General features: G+C 39.6%; 18 protein-coding genes and 1 pseudogene. 3 read left to right on the forward strand and 16 right to left on the reverse strand.

The window, feature by feature from the left end; all coding sequences use genetic code 11:
* Positions 1-4: 4 nt before the first annotated feature.
* The 9 genes and pseudogenes from IGI46_RS13780 to IGI46_RS13820 form a co-directional block, all read right to left on the reverse strand.
* On the reverse strand, positions 5-436 hold the full coding sequence (locus IGI46_RS13780; protein ID WP_429963658.1) for a Fur family transcriptional regulator: 432 nt from the start codon (positions 434-436) through the stop codon (positions 5-7).
* Positions 437-531: 95 nt separating this feature from the next.
* Entirely contained in the window at positions 532-1461 is a 930-nt protein-coding gene (cysK, locus tag IGI46_RS13785) for a cysteine synthase A (RefSeq protein ID WP_429973629.1), read from the reverse strand.
* 146 nt (positions 1462-1607) lie between these two features.
* Positions 1608-1922 (reverse strand): GH32 C-terminal domain-containing protein, encoded by a 315-nt coding sequence (locus tag IGI46_RS13790; protein WP_429973630.1) that lies wholly within the window; start codon positions 1920-1922, stop codon positions 1608-1610.
* Between the two features lie 15 nt (positions 1923-1937).
* Positions 1938-2990, reverse strand: a pseudogene (locus IGI46_RS13795) (glycoside hydrolase family 32 protein); the annotation flags it as partial.
* Between the two features lie 133 nt (positions 2991-3123).
* Positions 3124-4554, reverse strand: a complete 1431-nt coding sequence (locus IGI46_RS13800) for a PTS transporter subunit EIIC (RefSeq protein WP_429963660.1) — start codon at positions 4552-4554, stop codon at positions 3124-3126.
* A 17-nt stretch (positions 4555-4571) separates the two neighbouring features.
* Positions 4572-6224, reverse strand: coding sequence for an alpha-glucosidase (locus IGI46_RS13805; RefSeq protein ID WP_429973631.1), 1653 nt, complete (start codon positions 6222-6224; stop codon positions 4572-4574).
* A 719-nt stretch (positions 6225-6943) separates the two neighbouring features.
* Positions 6944-7801 carry a glucosaminidase domain-containing protein gene (locus IGI46_RS13810; protein WP_429973632.1) on the reverse strand — a complete coding sequence of 286 codons (858 nt, stop codon included), beginning with the start codon at positions 7799-7801 and terminating at the stop codon, positions 6944-6946.
* A gap of 185 nt (positions 7802-7986) precedes the next feature.
* Complete coding sequence (tkt, locus tag IGI46_RS13815) at positions 7987-9981, reverse strand: transketolase (RefSeq protein WP_429963663.1); 1995 nt, start codon at positions 9979-9981, stop codon at positions 7987-7989.
* A 98-nt stretch (positions 9982-10079) separates the two neighbouring features.
* On the reverse strand, positions 10080-10322 hold the full coding sequence (locus IGI46_RS13820; protein WP_207703111.1) for a DUF896 family protein: 243 nt from the start codon (positions 10320-10322) through the stop codon (positions 10080-10082).
* A gap of 132 nt (positions 10323-10454) precedes the next feature.
* Here IGI46_RS13820 and lexA point away from each other — a divergent pair, with 132 nt between their 5' ends.
* Complete coding sequence (lexA, locus tag IGI46_RS13825) at positions 10455-11078, forward strand: transcriptional repressor LexA (RefSeq protein ID WP_207703112.1); 624 nt, start codon at positions 10455-10457, stop codon at positions 11076-11078.
* Between the two features lie 103 nt (positions 11079-11181).
* The gene (locus IGI46_RS13830) at positions 11182-11451 is read left to right on the forward strand and encodes a hypothetical protein (RefSeq protein ID WP_429963664.1); all 270 of its coding nucleotides are present in this window, start codon (positions 11182-11184) and stop codon (positions 11449-11451) included.
* Between the two features lie 40 nt (positions 11452-11491).
* On the opposite strand, the gene IGI46_RS13835 is transcribed toward IGI46_RS13830, so the two are convergent.
* The 7 genes from IGI46_RS13835 to obgE all read right to left on the reverse strand — a co-directional run bounded on the left by IGI46_RS13835 (position 11492) and on the right by obgE (position 18645).
* Positions 11492-12004: an adenine phosphoribosyltransferase gene (locus tag IGI46_RS13835; protein WP_429963665.1), complete on the reverse strand. Its 513-nt coding sequence runs from the start codon at positions 12002-12004 to the stop codon at positions 11492-11494.
* A gap of 13 nt (positions 12005-12017) precedes the next feature.
* The gene (gene recJ, locus IGI46_RS13840; protein ID WP_429963666.1) at positions 12018-14306 is read right to left on the reverse strand and encodes a single-stranded-DNA-specific exonuclease RecJ; all 2289 of its coding nucleotides are present in this window, start codon (positions 14304-14306) and stop codon (positions 12018-12020) included.
* A gap of 100 nt (positions 14307-14406) precedes the next feature.
* A complete protein-coding gene (locus IGI46_RS13845; RefSeq protein WP_429973633.1) occupies positions 14407-14841 on the reverse strand; it encodes a lipopolysaccharide assembly protein LapA domain-containing protein in 435 nt (144 codons plus the stop codon).
* A gap of 11 nt (positions 14842-14852) precedes the next feature.
* Positions 14853-15641 (reverse strand): SDR family NAD(P)-dependent oxidoreductase, encoded by a 789-nt coding sequence (locus tag IGI46_RS13850; protein ID WP_429973634.1) that lies wholly within the window; start codon positions 15639-15641, stop codon positions 14853-14855.
* 5 nt (positions 15642-15646) lie between these two features.
* A complete protein-coding gene (gene rnz, locus IGI46_RS13855) occupies positions 15647-16573 on the reverse strand; it encodes a ribonuclease Z (RefSeq protein ID WP_429973974.1) in 927 nt (308 codons plus the stop codon).
* A 72-nt stretch (positions 16574-16645) separates the two neighbouring features.
* On the reverse strand, positions 16646-17191 hold the full coding sequence (locus tag IGI46_RS13860) for a DUF1269 domain-containing protein (RefSeq protein ID WP_429973635.1): 546 nt from the start codon (positions 17189-17191) through the stop codon (positions 16646-16648).
* A gap of 140 nt (positions 17192-17331) precedes the next feature.
* The gene (obgE, locus tag IGI46_RS13865) at positions 17332-18645 is read right to left on the reverse strand and encodes a GTPase ObgE (RefSeq protein ID WP_429973636.1); all 1314 of its coding nucleotides are present in this window, start codon (positions 18643-18645) and stop codon (positions 17332-17334) included.
* A gap of 280 nt (positions 18646-18925) precedes the next feature.
* On the opposite strand from obgE, the gene gap reads away from it, so the two are divergent.
* A complete protein-coding gene (gene gap / locus IGI46_RS13870) occupies positions 18926-19936 on the forward strand; it encodes a type I glyceraldehyde-3-phosphate dehydrogenase (RefSeq protein ID WP_429963671.1) in 1011 nt (336 codons plus the stop codon).
* Positions 19937-20018: the final 82 nt, after the last annotated feature.

The following is a 20018-nucleotide window of genomic DNA, read 5'->3' on the forward strand; positions in this document are numbered from 1 at the left end:
CGACTTATCCTTTCTTTTGACAATTAGGGCAAACTCCGTAAACTTCTAACCGGTGTTCGCTAATTTGATATCCAGTCAATTCACTGGAAGCCATCTCAACGTCTTCTAAACCTGGATAGAAAAAGTCTTCGATCTTGCCACAGTCTGTACAAATCGCATGATAATGTTTTTGTACACCAAAATCAAACCGACTTGCCGCATCTCCATAGCTCATTTCTTGCACGATACCGATTTCAACAAATTTTCGCAAATTATTATAGATTGTTGCCACACTCATATTTGGGAAACGACTTTCCAAAGCTCTAAAAATTTCGTCTGCCGTGGGATGACTGCGATGCTCAATTAGAAATTCTAAGATCGCATAACGTTGTGGTGTGATTCGTACATTCGATTCTTTAAGTCCTTCAATCGCATGTGCTACAGTTTGTTCTGCCATAATATATCCCTCCCCCTTATAATCTTTCTTAAATAATACTACTCTTCAATTATAAAAGCTAGAGAAAATGTTAAAACTTCACAAATACCCAAAAATTAGTCATCATAATTAAACAATTCCGTTGACAGGTAACGTTCTCCACTATCAGGAAGCAGAACTAACACCTTTTTGTCATTCGTCATTGTTTTCGCTAAGTCCAATCCTGCTTTCAAAGCAGCGCCTGAAGAAATACCAACCAGGATGCCTTCTTGCTTAGCTAGCTCGCGAGCCATTTCCATCGCTTCGGTCCCCTTGACTGCTTCAACCTCATCGTATACTGAGGTATCCAGGTTGGCCGGAATGAAACCCGCACCAATTCCTTGAATCTTATGAGGTCCTGGCTGGCCGCCTTCTAATACGGGTGATTCTTCCGGCTCAACTGCAACGATTTTGATTTGTTGATAGACACGTTTTAGTTCTCGGCCGACACCAGTAATTGTTCCGCCCGTTCCGACTCCTGCCACGAAAACATCCAATCCACTATTGCCGAAGGTATCGACAATTTCTTGGGCTGTCGTTTTTTCATGGATTGCAGGATTGGCCGGATTCTCAAATTGTGAAGGGACGAACCAACCATTCTCTTTTGCCAGCTCATCGGCTTTAGCAATTGCGCCTTTCATACCCTTAGGACCAGGTGTTAAAATCAGCTCCGCACCATAAGCCTGCATTAATTTTCTTCTTTCAATACTCATGGTTTCCGGCATTACTAGAATCACTTTATAGCCTTTAGCCGCACCAACCATTGCTAAACCGATTCCAGTATTCCCGGAGGTGGGTTCAATGATTGTTGCATCTTCCGTCAATTTCCCTTCTTTTTCAGCCCGTTCAATCATACTCAAAGCAATACGATCCTTCACACTGCCTCCAGGATTAAAAGACTCTACCTTTACATATACTTGCGCCATATCAGTGGAAGCTAAGCGCTTTAATTTTACAATAGGTGTCTGACCAATTGTCGATAAAATGGAATCAAAAACTTTTGTCATCGTTGCATCCTCCCTTACCTTATGTAAGTATAGTAAACGAAAAAACAAATATATGCTAGAAATACGTCATCACTTCTTACAAAAATGCTAACTGATAACGTAAAAAAAGGTTGATCCGCAATTAAGGTTTGAAGACCCACCATCTTTTACTGAAAAAAATTTAGTGATGACTCTTTGGAAAATTCAGAACCTAGCGACCAAACCGTTGCATCAAACTTACAGGCTCCATCTTCAGCAAACAACTTTAAACCTTGACTATCCGGATTAGGAAATAAACGACTGGTGAATACGGCCTCGCCTTGATTCACGAATACCTCTACTGAAGAAGTATCAATAAATAAAGTCAGCTCAACCTTTGTTTCCGTATAAGGTTTTCTCCGAATCGTTCCATAATCTTCCGCAATCGGCTGCCCTGCTAAGGTTCGATCTAAAACTAAGTGTCCTTCCGCGAAATTAAGCAAGAAAATTGTCTCTTCTTATTCACTCACATTAAACTTAATTCCCGCCTGCTCACACCCGACGTTAGTCAAAATCAGATGGATTTCAACAGGCCGTCCATTTGCATTCGCTATCTCCAGTTGCTCACTGACTAATTCAACTTCTATTTGATAAGCCTCTTGACGAAACTTCATAAGTTCAGCAACTGGCTTTTGAATCAGACGATTTTGCTTAATCGAAAGCTCTCTAGGAATGGTCAAGCAATTAGCCCAACCATCCACATCAGCTGGGTAAATCGTGTCGGGCAAACCCATCCAACCAATTAAAATTCGTCGATTATCAGGCCCTAAAGTAGTTTGTGGCGCATAAAAATCAAAGCCGCAATCTAACTCCTGAAACTCACCTGCAGTTCTAAATATATTTTCTGCTATTTGATGTTCACCAATGAAAGTTCCGGAGTGATAAACATTTTGGAATTGATGCCCCTTTGATGATAATCCTTGGGGAGACAGCATTAGTAGATCTTTCCCATCTATCGAGAACACATCTGGGCATCCCCACATAAATCCAAGTCTTTCAACGTTTATTTCCAAAGGTCCTTTAAAGAGCCAATTAGAGAGATCGTTACTTTGGTAGGTCAATATACAACCAGTTTGTTCGTCAGTTTGACCACCAACAAACATATAGTATATTCTCTCATGCTTCAACACTTTAGGATCTTTGAAGTTATCTGTGTAACCTTCTGGCGGTTTAGGAATCAGCGGTTTTTCCAGTTTTTCGATTGATCCGTCCTTATTTATCCACGCCAAGGCTTGAGAAGAGTGGCGCACCCAATCAGAATCCCGGTTGTTTGCAGTGTAAAACAAATAAAGTTTATCTTTACTTGCTAGACTGCTGCCTGAAAAAATACCGTGAGACTCGTGATCATATTTCGGTGTCAAAGCTACTCCTTCATCTTTCCAATTCACTAAATCCATACTCGTCACTTGATACCAGTATTTTAAGCCATGGACAGCTCCTAGAGGGAACCACTGATAAAACAGATGATATTTCCCATCAAACCAGCCAAACCCATTAGGATCGTTTAAAAGGCCGTATTTAGGTTATATATGGAAGGCTTGCCGCCAGACACTAGCAGCAGCTTTGTGACTTAAGTTCTCTAACTCCACTCGATCTACAGAGTTATATGGTCGATATCGTTCTTTCCTAGTCCATTCCATGTTTTCACTCTTCCGCTAAAGCTTCTTCTGGTATCATTACCTCTTCGGGGACTGCAAAAAGATACGTAATTACGAAAGCCAGAATAAATATCAGCAGACCCACAACTATATAGGTAACAAACTGAGATGGCTCATAAATATACATTAAAGGTGAAAGAATAACTGCTAAACCATAAGAATTAGCTTGTACACCTAACACAGATAAGAGTGCGCCTCCTAATGCAGAACAACCTAACATAACAATTAACGGTTTAGTTCCATAACGAATCGTTATCCCGAACAAAGCCGGTTCACTAACTCCCAGCAACTGGGTAATACCAGCACTAGTACCAATAACTTTTATTTTCTTGTTTTTTGCTTTAGTACTTATTGCAAAACAAACAGCTGCATTAGCAAAGCCATACATGGCACATAATGTAATCAAGGGATTGAATCCAGTTTGGGCTAATAAACTAGTCTCAATCATTATAAACAAGTGGTGCATTCCGGTCATAACTGCTAATGGATACAAAAAGCCGATAACCAGTCCGCCTAATCCGAAAGGAATATGAATCAATGCTTTTACTAAAACGACTAAGCCAGCTTCAACATAATGCAACAATGGACCTAGCACTAATAATCCCATTAACAGCATACCCATGATAACAACAAAAGGAGTGAACATCAGGTCCAGTGAAGCAGGCATTACCTTGCGTAAACGCTTTTCTAAGTTAGCACCTAAAATACCTACTACTAAAGCTGTCAACACACTTCCTTGATAACCAACAATCGGAATAAAGCCAAAAGCAATCAGTGGTTCGATGCCACTATTAATATCAGCCACCGAGTAGGCATTTGGCAACATCGGCGACACCAACATTAACCCAATTACAAAACCAATGATTGGAGTACCACCAAATTTTTTGAAGGCTGACCAGCAAATTAAAGCTGGCAGGAAAACAAAGACTGTATCCGTCAGAACATTCATTAAAGTTAAAATATATTCAGGAATTTGAGCAGTCGATGTTCCGAAAAAACCTAGTACGTTTTCGTTTAATATTACACCTTTAAGCCCTAAAAATAACCCCGTTGCTACAATGCCCGGAATAATTGGAATAAAAATGTCAGCTAAAGTTCGAATTCCTCGTTTGACGGGATTCCCTTCACGCTTAATTGATTCCAGGCTAGTTTCCCTTTGTCTCAGTTCATCATCATCTTGAATTAATGCGTCATAAACTTTGTTGACAGTCCCGGTTCCTAAAATGATTTGATACTGACCAGCATTAAAGAAAACACCTTTCACCTGATCAACATTTTGGGTCTTCTTATCATCAATCGCCGCCCGATCCTTCACTTCCAATCTTAAACGAGTAGCACAATGAGTCATTGATAGAATATTGTCCTTCCCAACAATTTCAACAATCTCATCCCCAATTTTTTTGTAATCCATCGCCATTGTTGTACACTCCCTTTTTATTCGCTAATCAAAATACTTTGGTAAGGCAATAATTCAATCTTTGTTCCTGAAAATGTTTTGTTATGCGAATCAAAATGTAGCTTGTTGATTGGTTTCTCTAACTCAAACACAACCTTTTCAGAACTGAAATTCGTATAAGAAATCAGACTTCCTGTTTTGGCTATTCGTCGATAGCCAATTACAGCTTCAGGCAGATTATCAATAAATGCAATATCACCAACTTGTAAAATATCCGAAATAGCTGATTGCTGTCGTAAAGAGATCATTTTTTTATACCCTTTGAAAACTGAATTACCTATGGCGTTTACCTTAGGATATTCTTCTGTCATCGACAACCAAGGCTTTTGATCTGAAAAACCACCATACTGACTATCGTTCCAAGGCATAGGTGTTCTAGAATTATCGCGACTTCTTTGATTAACAAAGCGTAATGCTTCTTTTCCAGAAAAACCTTCTTTTATACTGCGAGCATAGTTATCAATGCTTGAGATATCATCAAACTGTGAAATAGATGTTCTTTCGGCATTCACCATCCCTAGTTCTTGACCTTGATAAATGAAGGGAGTTCCTCTCAAGAAAAAGTACATGGCCCCTAAACCTAAAGCAGAATTTGCTGATTGGAATTCTTGTGCAACGAATTTTGACAAAGCTCGAGGTTGATCATGATTTTCAATAAAATTCGCTCCCCAACCGGCATTTTGCAGTGCTGCTTGTGATTGCATCAGCAGGTCCTTAAACTCGACTGTAGTCCAATTCGTTCGTTTAAACCAATCAGAACCTGATTCCACATCAATGTCGGCATAATGAAAATCAAAAATCATTGAAAAATACCCGTCTTCTCCGACATAGGTTGGAAATTCTTCATAGCTAACACCTGGCGCTTCGCCAACCGTAACGCAATTGTATTTATCAAAAGTTTCCCTTCTTAGCTCGTGCAGAAAGATCTCAATTCCTGGACGATTTCGGGTTTTTTCTTTACAGGAAACTAATCCATCTACTCCATCTGCTGGCAGACTACCATAATCTTGATCCTTTTTGATAAAAGTAATAGAATCAATACGGAAACCCGCGATTCCTTTTTCCAGCCAACGATTAATCATAGCATACAACTCTTCGCGCATCTCACGATTTTCCCAGTTTAAATCTGGCTGACGTTTGTCGAAAATATGCAGATAATAGCACTCTTCATTAGGTACCTTTTCCCATACTGAACCACCAAAGATCGAACGCCAATTGTTCGGCGGCTCCTTACCTTCCTTGAAAATGTAATAATCGCGATAAGGGCTATCCTTATCAGCTAAGGCTTTCTGAAACCAAACATGTTCATCCGACGTGTGATTAATCACTAGGTCCAGCATTACTTTCAAATCAAATTTCTTAGCCTCAGCCAGCAGAAGATCCACATCCTCCATCGTGCCAAACTGACGATTAATGTCTTCAAAATCGGCGATGTCATACCCATTATCCACCATCGGCGAAGAGAAAATTGGACAAATCCACAGAGTTGTTACTCCTAGTTCTTTTAAGTAAGGCAGCTTTTCGATAATTCCTTTTAAGTCACCGATTCCATCATGATTAGAATCCTTGAAACTCTTCGGATAAATCTGATAAATGATTTCCTTTTTCCACCAATTCTTTTCTTTTTCCATGATTGTCCTCCACTCAGTGATATCGATACCACAAAAAGTCTTACTTCGATCCGTTTTTTATTAACGGATATTTGAGAATCATATTTCTCAAAATCATTCATAAAAAGTTCCTGTGTGATTTTTGTGATATCGATACCATTTTAATGTTTAAAAAATTCGACTTTACTATTACGTTTAACTTCGGTAACTTTTTTTACTTAGAAAGAAAAATTTTCCAAACTATATGATATCGATTTCATTACTAATGTACTATGCAAAAATCATTCTGTCAAGTTTTTTTGATGTTTCTTGTTAAGTCCTCATGCTAGAATAATGTTTAAGTGAACTGCCTCATCTACTGGCCGGACTTTTTCCTGTGTATTACTAATTCAAAATGAATACCTCTCAGTTGTTTTATTCTAAGGTACCAACAGACACAGAGTCACCATTTAAATAAAATTTAGGTGCCTACTATAAAACTTCTCATCAAATTTCCCTGTATTGAACTTTGAATCTATCTCTAAAAAGGACCAGAGATGATTGCTTTACCCACAATGTTTAGTTTTATTTTATCGTCTTCTTTCATGTACTTTTCTGGCACTCAACATTGATTTGGGACAAGCTGAAATTTGAAATCAATACTATGCAGATATCTTTAAAAAAAGTAACTAAAAAACTGATTAATTTTAACTGGTAAGATAAAGTTTGCAAAAAAAAGAAGCTTCTCAGCTTCTTTCAGATTATACTGCTAATTGTTGTCCTGGCATAAGAGTGGAATCCAAACTTAGTCCATTGTTTGCTAACAACTGATCTACACTAATTCCAAAATGCTGGGCGATTGCCCAAAGAGAATCACCATTTTGAACAGTATAAGATTGTCCAGTAGCTTGGGTAGTTCCTTGAGTTTGCGTTTGAGCCGCCTGAGCTTGCTGCGTTTGTGCTTCAGCAACTGCGGATGTTTGAACGGCAGTACCAGCTCCAGGAGTGTCGAAACGTGTCAAGTTGTACATCTGAATCAAGGAAATCAGCTTACCAGCATAGCCTGGATCAGTTGCATAGCGACCTGTTAAATAGGCAGCTGCATCCTGATAGCTTGATGTATGGCTCTTCCAAGCTCCTGCATAATAAGAATTACGCATAATATTGGCATGATCTAAAAATGATTCTGCATAACTGCCATATACTGCAAAAGGCTCTGACATAGTTACCCATTGCCCGTTTAGGTATTCTTGTGTATTCATATAAACGCTTGGTCCGCCATTGTATTCCTTCACACCAAAAAGATTATAATAAGGTGCTGCAGATAAAGTTGAAGAGCCGAAACCCGTTTCAACTAGTGCTTGCGCGATCATAATTGACGCATATAAGTCATTTGATGCAGATACTTGCATAGCTGAGGCACCTAGTTGCTCAATAAAGGCTCCTTGGTCTTGCGTTTGCCCTGTTTCAGCTGCGGCAGCTTTGACAGTATTCATTCCCATTGCCACTGGTGTTACAGCCAAAGCTGTACCCAATACAGGCATGATACGTTTCACTCTCTTTTGTCGTTGCTGCTTTTCATATGTATGTCTTTCACTGCGAGTCTTAAATTGGCTCATTATTTACCTCCAAATATCCCTTGCTTCAATTCTTCAGATCTGGTCACAATAAAATTATACGCTATAATATTTTCTTAAACAATTTAAACATAGCTTCTTCACTCATTTGTTAAATCAGCGTAATATGTGTAACAAAAAAACAAAGTGCAGAAATAAATCTCTGCACTTGATCATTTTATTAATTCTTACAGCTCGTTGTAAGTAGAAACTACGTTCTCTACTGTGAAGCCAAATTGTTCTAAAACAAAATCACCAGGCGCTGAAGCACCAAAATGATCAATGCTAATCATTTTACCTGCATAGCCAATGTAACGTTCCCAACCAAATGATGAAGCAGCCTCCACTGCTACTCGTTTAGTTACTGCTTTTGGCAGTACAGATTCTTTGTAAGCTTCGTCTTGTGCTTCAAATAAATCAAAGCTAGGCAGAGAGACCACTGAAACATCTTTACCTTGTTCTTTCAAGATTTTTTGTGCCTCAACCGCTAGATTCACTTCTGAACCAGTAGCAATCAGGATACCATCTGGTGTGTCAGATGCAGCTTTAGAAATGACATACCCGCCCTTAGCAACGCCTTCTACTGCAATCTCTTTACTTCCTGGCAATACTGGCAAATTTTGACGACTTAAGACAAGTAAAGTTGGTTTGTCAGTTGATTCTAATGCAACTTTCCAAGCAGCAGAAGTTTCATTGCCATCTGCAGGACGGATCACTTGAACATTCGGCATGCATCGTACACTAGCTAATTGTTCGATTGGCTCGTGAGTTGGTCCATCTTCCCCAACCGCAACAGAATCGTGAGTTAACACATAGGTCACAGGTAAGTTTTGGATTGCAGACATACGAATTGCTGGACGAAGATAGTCAGTAAATACAAAGAATGTTCCGCCATAAACGCGAGTGCCACCGTGCAATTGAATCCCGTTCATTGCCGCAGCCATAGCGAATTCACGAACTCCGAACCAAATGTTACGACCTTGGTAAGAACCAGGTTGAAATTCTTCTTCATCTGCAATTGTTGTATTGTTAGAGCCAGATAAGTCAGCAGAGCCTCCCCAAACTGTTGGTACAGCTTTAGCAACTGCTTGGATAACTTCTTTACTTGATACGCGGCTCGCTTGGCTTGAACCCTCTTCATAGACTGGTAAACTTTCTACCCAGTTTTCTGGTAATTTGTCAGCAAAAGCGTCTTTGAATTGTTTCGCCAATTCTGGATGCGCATTTTCGTAGTTCTTGAACATGTCATTCCATTGACCCTCTACTTCAGCACCCTTATCAAGCATATCTGCTTTAAAGCGTTCAGCAACCTCATCAGGCACTGTAAAATCAGGATATTCCCAACCATAAACTGCTTTAGCAGCTGTGATACCCTCGTCCCCAATTGGAGCTCCATGAACAGCAGAAGTTCCTTCTTTTGGTGCACCAAAACCGATTACAGTCTTAACTTCAATCAAAGTCGGCTTTTCAGTTTCAGCCTTTGCTTCTTCGATCGCTTTGCTGATTGCTTCTAAATCATTACCATCTTTTACAAGAATGTGTTGCCAGCCATATGCTTCATAACGCGCACCTACATTTTCAGTAAAGGCTTTATTCGTTGGTCCATCTAGAGAAATGTCATTTGAATCATATAAAACAACCAATTTACCAAGTTTCATATGTCCAGCCATTGAGCTAGCTTCTTGAGAAACACCTTCCATTAAGTCTCCATCACCGACGATTGTATAAGTGTAATGATCCATTATATTGAAGCTGTCACGGTTATAAGTTGCAGCTAAATGTGCTTCAGCCATTGCCATACCTACTGCCATTGAAATACCTTGTCCTAATGGTCCAGTTGTTGCTTCGACACCATCTGTATGTTGAAATTCAGGATGTCCTGGCGTTTTACTTTCCCACTGACGAAAGCTTTTCAAATCATCAATCGTTACCTGGTAACCTGCTAAATGCAACAGGCTATATAACATTGCAGAACCATGACCTGCAGATAGGATGAAACGATCTCGGTTAGGCCAGTTTAATGACGTAGCCGGATTTACATTTAGATGCTTAGTCCAAAGAGCGTATGCCATTGGCGCAGCCCCCATGGGTAAACCTGGATGCCCAGAGTTAGCCTTCTGTATTGCTTCAATACTTAATGTACGGATCGTGTTAACACCTAACTGATCAATTTTATCAAACAAAATAATTCGTCCTCCTTTTCGGTGATAAATACTTTTATTCCACATTCATTGTAACCGATTTAATTATCGTTTTCAATCAGAAATAGCAAATATTCAAATTATTTTCGATTGTGTAAGCCTTTTTGCTGCTGAATTTTCTTCAGCTTGTCTGGTGTGACGTCTTTTCCATCAGGATCAACGATTTTCATTCCTTCAATGTGATGGCGCATGCCGCTGCGAAAAGTTGATAAATATTCTTCTCGTAAAACCTTTTGTTCCTTTTCTTCAGCATTTGTCAGTCCTTCAGACTTCTTCTTTTTTGCCAATTCATTGATACGAGCAATTTTTTCATCCGAAATCATTTTATGCACCTCGCTTCCGTTCCCTATTATACCTTAAAATGTCTAGGAAAAAAAAGCAAAAAAAGCGAACGCTTGTTTGATTTATCAAAAAAATTATGCTAAACTGAAAAAAAAGAAAAGAAGGTGAGCGCATTGGCAAAACGAACCGAAACAAAACAATTAGAAGTTCTGCGTTTTATTCATGAACGCGTTGAAAATAAAGGCTATCCCCCAACTGTTCGTGAAATAGGTGAAGCAGTGAACCTTTCGTCTACCTCCACTGTTCACGGACACTTAGCTCGTTTAGAGAAAAAAGGCTTGATTCTACGAGATCCAACAAAGCCCCGAGCGATTGAATTAACGATTACCGGGCTTGAAAAAATTGGTGCTCAACCTCAGGTAATTCCCATGCTGGGAGTTGTTACAGCTGGTGAACCAATTTTAGCTGTTGAAGAAGCTTCTGATTTCTTCCCAGTACCACCAGATTTATCTAGTGAAGAGGGCAGCCTTTTCATGCTAACAATTCGCGGTGAAAGTATGATTAACGCTGGCATCTATGATGGAGATCACGTTATTGTCAAAAAACAAGCAACTGCTATTAATGGTGAAATTGTCATTGCCATGACCGATGAAAACGAAGCGACTTGTAAAAGATTCTATCACGAAACAGATCATATTCGTTTGCAGCCTGAAAATGACCAGATGGAACCAATCATTTTAGATAATGTTTCTATCCTCGGCAAGGTTGTCGGTTTGTATCGAAACCACGTTTATTAATCGGATTTTATCCGGTTAATTTTTTTCTTTACAAATCGAACAAACATTCGTATAATACATATACAAACATTTGTTCGCATATTCTATTAGGGGTGAATTATTTATGAAAGCAGTAAGAAGATTTGGCTTAATCATTGGTTTTTTGTTAGTTGGATTGTTGATCGGCAAACTTGGTTCCTTAGCTACGATTGTTGTCTTCTCTGGTTTGTTCATCGTTTGGTTCATGCTATGGGACGAAAAAAAATACGCCCAAAAATACGAGCAAGAAGAAGACTATTGGGAAGACGACTATTACGACAATGGAGAACCTGAAGAGGTTTACTATATAGAATCTTATGATTACTACGATCATCACTATCACAAATCCGCATAAAAAAGCTCGAAAATCATTTGATTTTCGAGCTTTTTTCGTTTTAATAGTCCATTAAGGTTAAGATATCGTATTTTTCAATCTTGTCTCTGCCGTGTAATTCTTCTAATTCGATTAAAAATGCACAACCAACCACGATTCCGCCTAGTTTTTCAACTAAGTCAATAGTTGCTTTGACTGTACCTCCCGTTGCTAATAGATCATCTGTTACGAGCACACGTTGGCCAGGTAGGATTGCATCTTTATGGATCGACAAGATATCTGTGCCGTATTCTTTATCATACTCAACGTCAATTGTTGCTCTTGGTAATTTATTTGGCTTACGGACTGGCGCAAAACCTACCCCTAGTTCAAAAGCTACCGGACATCCTACAATAAATCCACGTGCTTCAGGCCCTACTACCATGTCGATTTCTTTTTTGCTGGCATACTCAACAATTTGTCGAGTTGCTTCACGATAAGCAGCTCCATCCGCCATTAAAGGTGAAATATCACGAAAGATAACTCCTTTTTGCGGGTAATCAGGAATACTGGCAATATAATCTTTTAAATCCATCTTGCATTTCCTCCTAGCTTTTCAGCCAATTTCTTATAGTTTGAATGTCACTCATCAATAAAAATTCTTCACTCTCGATTTGCTTCAAACGCTCTTTGTAGCTGTCGCTTTCTTCAATCGATTGATTTTGCGGGTTTGGCACGATTTCCAAAACACCGTCATCTATTGTAACAAATTTCAATTCAGAAAACACGCGAATCATAAAGACTAACAGCTTTTCTGATATTCTTAAATAATTTGAAATATTTTTCAACTTGTAGCGAATGTCCACACGCTGTTGTTTGATGCAAAATTGATACAAACTTTTAAACTGATCACGATTTGCCATTCCGTTCAGATACGCTTCATCAGCACTGTAAAGAAACAGGTAAACTCGTTCAAACTTACCATGGTTCACTAAAGACTTGATGGTTTCTTGATCGCTTGGACAATCAACAATTACTAACTGCCGATATTCCGCATACTCAGAAAGACGTGTTTCTTGATAGACCTGCACATGTTGTTGCAACGAACTTGAAAGCACCTCCCGACTTCTCTCATGAAAAGCCAAATACAGCGTACTAACTGTTTCTACGGGCTGATTCCAGCTATGCTTCGCTCGACGGTCAATAACCTGTAAGCCTTCTGTTGCAAAATCAAGCAGCTTCATTTGAACTTTCTTTTGTCCGTTCCATTCGTTAACTTCTAAGTCACCGACAAAACGAGTATTCTCCTGTTGTAATTCTTCAGATTTCAAACCAAAGCCGAAACCAATGACATCTAACTGTTTGTCGCCATTTGTCAGCATGAATTTCACATGTTGCTGCTCAGCACCAATAGTTTTCAACTGGGCAACTTTTGCTTCCTCCAATAAAAAATGTGGTGCTGGATTATCTGTTCCAAAAGGTGCCAACTGTTTTAGCTCTTCGACAAAAGCTAAATTCACTTCATTAAAGGAAAGCTCTTGATCGATGGACAGGGTGGCTCCCTGTTGAACGTCGATCTGATTTTCATCAATATAAATGGCAATTTGCTGTTTCAAGCTTGACAAGTTTTCACTGGGTAAAGTGACACCAATTGCTGCCTCATGACCACCAAAGTGTGTGAAATTTTCGCGCATAGTCGTCAGCATACCGTATAAATCTAGAGATTCATTACTACGACCAGAGCCTTTTGCTGTTCCATCTTCATTAATAGATAAAACAATCGCTGGCTTCCCAGTTTGTTTTAAAACATTTCCTGCCACAATTCCCAATACACCAGGATTCCAACCTTCTTTAGCTAATACATGAACTGGTGCATCTTCCGAAAGCATGTCAGCTGCTTCTTGAGTAATCGTTTGTACAATTAGTTTTCGCTCATTATTAATCTCGTCTAATTTATTCGCTAGTTCACGAGCATAGGCATCATCAAAAGTAGTCATGAGTTCTACTGCTGGATTAGGATCGCCTAACCGCCCAATCGCATTTAAGCGTGGACCGATCCCAAAACCGATGCTAACTTCATCCAACTTCTGAACATCGACTCCGCTAACCTTCAACAGGTGATTTAAACCCATACGTTGATTTTGCTTCATTATTTCCAGCCCTAGCTGAACAATCGTCCGATTTTCTCCAGTCATTGATACTAGATCCGCAACTGTTCCGATACAAGCTAAGTCTAACAATTCCAAAGGTGGCTCTTCCAGCAAAGCCGTTGCCAACTTAAAGGCTACCCCTGCTCCAGCCAATTCACCAAAGGGATATGCTCCTTCAGGGTGTCTTGGATGGACAATACAGTATGCCTCTGGTAAAACTGGCGGCATTTCGTGGTGATCTGTCACGATTACATCTACCTGTCGTGAATTCGCATAAGCAATTGCTTCGTTTCCCGCCACACCATTATCGACTGTCACAATCAATTGAATGCCTTCGTTGATCTTTTCTTCGAACAATTCTTTGTTCGGGCCATACCCGTGGATGAAGCGGTTGGGTAAGACATACCTCACATCCGCTCCCAACATTTCAAGGGTCTCTTTCATAATTGAGGTACTGGTAATCCCATCTGCATCATAATCCCCGTAGATTAGGATCGCTTCACCTTCCAAAATAGCCGCCTGAATCCGCTCTACCGCTTTTTCCATATCATGCATTAGAAAAGGGTCATTCAAATTATCAACACTGGCATAGATCATGCCCTCAAATTGTTCTTTCGTTTGAATACCTCGCTGCCATAACAGATTAGCGAAGGTTTGGCTATGTCCCATCCCCATAATTTCTTCTGAAAACTCATGAGAGACAGAAGTGTTTTCTTTTAGTTGCCACTTAAAGTTTGATTTTTTCAAAACATCACTTCCCAACCGTATCAGTATAGCAAAATTTTCCAGACAAAAAAAGAAATGAAAGAGAATGATCCTCATTTTTTAGAGAATCACTCTCTTTCATTTAATCGTAATAATCCAAAGGTGGATTATTGGGGTCACTTTTTGGAGCTTCCTCGCCGGTCAGTTGCTGTATATAGACATCCTTTTCGTTCAACAAGCGTTCATACTCTGCTTTTAATGCCGCAAGTTCATTTTCTTTTTCTCGTTGATAACGCGCCTTGTCTTCTGCCAATTTTTCCTGATTATTGGTTTCAAACTCGTCAATTTGACTTTGCAGCTGTTTTACCTGACGCTTTTGTTGAAACATCGTCGCGCTAGAGGTAAGAAAAATCACTAAAGCACCTATAATTGCCGAACCAATAATAACCAAAATCAGTGGACTGTACAGTTTGCTAAAGCCAAAGTTCACTGGTACCTCTTGATTGTTTAACACCGCGAATACTACGATGATCAGGACTAACACAAATCCTAAAATAACCTTCCACTGTCTTTTCAAACTGCTCACCCTTATTTTTTATTGAATATACTACTAGCTAAAAAATCACCAACATGTGGGAATAGCGTGTACAATCGTGACGCTGCTTCCATCGCCCGTGGCCGATTAATTTCTCTAGTTGGTTCACCCATACGTTTAACAATTGCCTTTGCCAGTTTTTGCGGATCTAAAACGATACTACCCAAATTAGCTAAATAACTACCGCTTGGATCAGCAAGATCAAAAAAGTTGGTTTCAATTGGACCAGGATTAATAGTAGTTACATATACATTGGCAGGTTTCAATTCTAGGCGTAATGCATTTGAAAAGCCTAAAACCGCAAATTTAGTAGCTGAATAAATAGTGGATTTTGCCGTAGCCATTTTTCCAGCCATGGATGCAACATTAAAGATATGGCCATTTTTGCGTTCAACCATTTCCATTGCAATTCTTTGAGTGAAGTAAATCATTCCTAAAACGTTCACTTCAAACATTTTTCGAGTTGTCTCGAAGTCAATTTCAAAATAGTCCTTGAATAAGCCGAAACCAGCATTATTAACCAACACATCAACATTGCCGACTTCTTCAGCAATTTTTTCTAAAACACCGTCAACACTGTCTGGGTCAGAGATATCTAATTGAAAAGCAAAAGCTTCCTTGCCACTTAATTCTTTGCAGCGTTCCTTTACTTGCCCAATCAACTGAATTCGACGGGCACAAGTAACGACAATCGCCCCTTTCTTAGCAGCTTCGTAACAAATTTGTTCGCCTAATCCGGCCGAACCTCCGGTAACCACTACCACTTTATTGGTTAAATCCATTCTCTTCACTCCTTCAAAGGAATTTCTATAATATCAAAATCCTTAGCTATTTTTGTATCTTTGAACACATCTTGCGCTTCCTTTTCTAGCTCTTGAACATCCCTAGCTAGATAACGAGCTGAAATATGCGTTAACATCAGCTGCTTCACTTGCGCTTGTTTAGCGATTTTAGCTGCTTGCTTGGTAGTCGCATGATAATAAGAGTGGGCCATTTTTTCTTCGTCTCTTTTGAAAGTACTCTCGTGAACCATAACATCACTATTTTTGGCCAATTCCACAGAAACGGGCGTATAGCGGGTATCTCCAAAAATGGTAACAACTCGACCACGCTTCTTCTCACCAATGAAGTCCTTACCGTCAATCACCTGGCCGTCCTTTAAAGTGATCGTTTTACCCTGCTTGATCTTTCCATACACTGGACCAGCCGGAATGCCTAGCGCTTCCAACTTTTCTACTTGAAGTGTTCCTTCAAGATCAGCTTCCATAACACGGTAACCATAACTGTCAATTCCATGATCCAGCAGACGACATTCCACAGAAAATTGTTTATCCTTGAAAACAATGCCTTCTTTTACCTCAATATATTTAATCGGGTATGAAAGGCGTGTCTGAGAAACCTGTAACGCAGTCTTTACAAAAGACTCGACACCAGCTGGCCCATAAAGTTCCAGTTCTTCGTCGCCTCCTTGGAAAGAACGACTACTTAATAAGCCTGGCAAACCAAAAATATGATCTCCATGCAAATGCGTAATAAAAATCTTTTCAATTTTGCGCGGACGAATACTGGTACGCAAAATCTGCATTTGCGTACCTTCGCCGCAGTCGAATAGCCAGATGGCATTTCGTTCTGCTAATAATTTTAAAGCAATACTGCTGACATTTCGATGTTTAGCCGGAACACCTGCTCCGGTCCCTAAAAATTCTAATTCCATAATCATCCTGACTTTCTATCAAATTATCTTTATTCTAGAAGAAAGTCAGACTTTCTGCAAACAGAAATCGGATTATTTCTCATCATTTGTGCTATCAGCAGTCTGTTTACCTTCTTTTTTAGCCATTTCTTGAGCCTTCTTAACGTCTTCTTCAACTTCTTCATAGCTTAAACGGGTAATTTCTCCACCTAGCTCATTCATTACCAATTGATTTAATGCGCGATTGTCATCTTCCTCCGAAATTAAAAGTAATCCCGTATCGTCTTCCTTAATTTTATCGATTAGAAAGGAAAATACACCTTGAGCATCTCGAATTTCTTTAACGTCTCGTGAAGCACCAATCATACCGCCAGTAAACCAACCCAATAAAATACCAATTGGGCCACCTAGAATTCCTACCAGCATCCCAATTAGACCACCAGTAGCACTCTTATTATTGCCGGTAAAGTCCAAGAAATCTTCAATTTGAAATTGATGCGCACCGTCATTTGAATGATGAACCACTGCCATCTGTTCTCCTTTGAAAGCTTGGGTTGCCTGCAATTTCTTGACCTTTGAAAAAGCCTCATATGCTTGAGACGGAATCTCAAAGTTCATAATTATTACTCGTTTTTCCACAAAAATCAGCTCCTTTATGATTAATCCAAGTTTATCAGTAAATAGAGCTTTTGTGAACTAGTCACTCTTTTTCGAAACACAATAACTTTTTTATGTTAACTAAATACATGAAAACAAAAAAGAAGCAGAAATTCTGCTCCTTATTCAACGAATTCAAATTCATATTTATCGATTCTTACGATATCACCATCTTTAGCTCCACGGGCACGCAGTGCTTCATCGACACCCATCGTACGTAATTGACGGGCAAAACGCATCACGGTTTCATCATGATCAAAATTAGTCATCTTGAATAATTTTTCCAGCTTCTCACCAGACAATACCCAAGTTGTATCTGGATCACGGGTAATCGTAAAGCCAGGATCTTCGCTTTGGAAACCGTATTGAACGGTTTCTTCTTCAATTTCCTCTTCATACAGCGGAAATTCTGGAGTTGTTTCCAACAAATCAGCTGTTGCACTTAAAAGGTTGTCCATTCCTTGTTTTGTGATAGCAGAAATTGCAAAGATTGGCAAATCATCCGCAAATTCATCTTCTTTGTCCTTCGCCAACTGCTCCTTGAATTTCACCAGATTCTCTTCAGATTCTGGCATATCCATTTTGTTAGCTACGATAATTTGTGGACGTTCCAATAAACGCAGGTTGTGAGAGCCTAGCTCTTTGTTGATTGCCACATAATCTTCGTAAGGATCTCGGCCTTCCATGCCGCTCATATCAATAACATGCAGAATAACTCGAGTACGCTCAATGTGTCGTAGGAATTGGGTTCCTAGACCGACACCTTGAGAAGCTCCTTCGATTAGTCCGGGCAAATCAGCAGCCACAAAACTACGACCATCATTGGTAGTTACCATGCCCAGATTAGGTACTAAGGTCGTAAAATGATAAGCACCAATTTTAGGTCTAGCAGAAGATATTACTGACAATATAGTTGATTTACCTACTGAAGGAAATCCAACCAAACCAACATCAGCCAACACTTTTAATTCCAGCTCAATCTTGCGTTCCTGACCTGGTTCACCATTCTCAGCAATTTCCGGTGCTGGATTTCTTGGCGAGGCAAAACGGATATTTCCCCGTCCGCCACGTCCACCTTTAGCTACCCGCAGTTCTTGACCATTTTCAATTAAGTCGCCAATCAATACACCTGTTTCAGCATCTCGAACGGTTGTTCCTGGAGGCACCTTAACAAAAGTATCTTCGGCTCCACGACCGTGCATCCCTTTACTCATCCCGTTTTCACCAGGAGTTGCTCTGAAATGACGATTGAAGCGAAAGTCCATCAAGGTACGCAAACCTTCTTCAACGACTAAAATGACATCTCCGCCACGTCCGCCATCACCACCAGCAGGCCCACCATCCGGTACATATTTTTCACGACGAAAAGCAACCATGCCGTCGCCGCCCTTGCCGGCTTTAACGTCAATTGTTACCTGATCTAAAAACATAGACATTTTTCGTCCTCCTCGTATCATTTATTTTCTGACTACTGAATCTCCACACAAACAAAGTCTCCTTATTTTAGCGGTATTTCTCCCTATTGTCCATTGCTGGCGGCGAATCTAATAAATTTTTACGCTTCCTATACATAATAGAAGCTTGCAGCTAGTGAACCGATTACCAATTTGAAGTGCAATCTTTTGACAAAAAAAAACATCCGATGCAAAATAAACGTGTAAGGAATAAGTGCGTTTCGTACTTCATTTCTCTAAAACAAAGGAGGAACTTTTGGTTATGACAGTAAAAGTAGGTATTAATGGTTTTGGACGTATTGGTCGTTTAGCCTTCCGTCGTATCAAAGAAGTATCAGATGATATTGAAGTCGTAGCAATTAACGACTTAACAAGCCCTACAATGTTGGCTCAATTATTACAGTTCGACTCAACTCATGGCACCTATCCAGGAACTGTTACTGCAACAGAAAATTCAATTGTAGTTGACGGTGAAGAAACTCGCGTTTACGCAGAACCTGATGCAAGCAAAATTCCTTGGGCAAAAGAAAACGGTGTAGACATCGTTTTAGAATGTACCGGTTTTTATACTTCTCAAGAAAAAGCACAAGCTCACTTGGATGCCGGCGTGAAACGTGTAGTTATATCAGCACCGGCTGGTCAAATGAAAACTATTGTTTATAATGTAAATGATGACACTTTAACTCCAGACGACAAGATTATTTCAGCTGGTTCATGTACAACTAACTGCTTGGCCCCAATGGCTTACTTCTTAAATGAAGACTTTGGAATTGAAGTTGGTACCATGACTACTGTTCATGCTTACACTTCAACACAAATGTTGTTAGACGGACCGGTTAAGGGTGGTAATTTGCGTGCTGCTCGCTCAGCTGCTGATAATACTATTCCACATTCAACTGGTGCTGCTAAAGCAATCGGCTTGGTTATTCCAGAATTAAAGGGCAAATTGCAAGGACATGCACAACGTGTTCCTGTTGTTGACGGTTCACTAACCGAGTTGGTTTCAGTATTAAAAACAAAGGTTACTGCTGACGAAGTTAACGAAGCAATCAAAAAACATACAGTTGACAACCCTTCATTTGGCTACGATGATCGCGAAATTGTTTCTAGCGATGTTATTGGCACAACTCAAGGTTCAATTTTCGATCCAACTCAAACAGAAGTAACTTCTGCTGGAGACTACCAACTGGTTAAAACTGTTGCTTGGTATGATAACGAATATGGTTTCACTTGTCAGATGATTCGATTGTTGGAAAAATTCGCCAACTTATAAGAAACTGCATATTTAATTGTTTAGATGTAAGAGGAGATTTCGATCTCCTCTTTTTTTATAGGAAAAATCAAATTATTTTCAT

Origin of the sequence: Enterococcus sp. AZ163 (assembly GCF_050498925.1) — a bacterium.
Classification (GTDB): Bacteria; Bacillota; Bacilli; order Lactobacillales; family Enterococcaceae; genus Enterococcus_A; species Enterococcus_A ferrettii.

Coding starts and splice junctions, on each gene's coding strand:
- IGI46_RS13780 (WP_429963658.1), bottom strand. CDS start 436: ATGGCAGAACAAACTGTAGCACATGCGATTGAAGGACTTAAAGAATCG.
- cysK (WP_429973629.1), bottom strand. CDS start 1,461: ATGACAAAAGTTTTTGATTCCATTTTATCGACAATTGGTCAGACACCT.
- IGI46_RS13800 (WP_429963660.1), bottom strand. CDS start 4,554: ATGGCGATGGATTACAAAAAAATTGGGGATGAGATTGTTGAAATTGTT.
- IGI46_RS13805 (WP_429973631.1), bottom strand. CDS start 6,224: ATGGAAAAAGAAAAGAATTGGTGGAAAAAGGAAATCATTTATCAGATT.
- IGI46_RS13810 (WP_429973632.1), bottom strand. CDS start 7,801: ATGAGCCAATTTAAGACTCGCAGTGAAAGACATACATATGAAAAGCAG.
- IGI46_RS13820 (WP_207703111.1), bottom strand. CDS start 10,322: ATGATTTCGGATGAAAAAATTGCTCGTATCAATGAATTGGCAAAAAAG.
- IGI46_RS13830 (WP_429963664.1), top strand. CDS start 11,182: ATGAAAGCAGTAAGAAGATTTGGCTTAATCATTGGTTTTTTGTTAGTT.
- IGI46_RS13835 (WP_429963665.1), bottom strand. CDS start 12,004: ATGGATTTAAAAGATTATATTGCCAGTATTCCTGATTACCCGCAAAAA.
- IGI46_RS13850 (WP_429973634.1), bottom strand. CDS start 15,641: ATGGATTTAACCAATAAAGTGGTAGTGGTTACCGGAGGTTCGGCCGGA.
- rnz (WP_429973974.1), bottom strand. CDS start 16,573: ATGGAATTAGAATTTTTAGGGACCGGAGCAGGTGTTCCGGCTAAACAT.
- obgE (WP_429973636.1), bottom strand. CDS start 18,645: ATGTCTATGTTTTTAGATCAGGTAACAATTGACGTTAAAGCCGGCAAG.
- gap (WP_429963671.1), top strand. CDS start 18,926: ATGACAGTAAAAGTAGGTATTAATGGTTTTGGACGTATTGGTCGTTTA.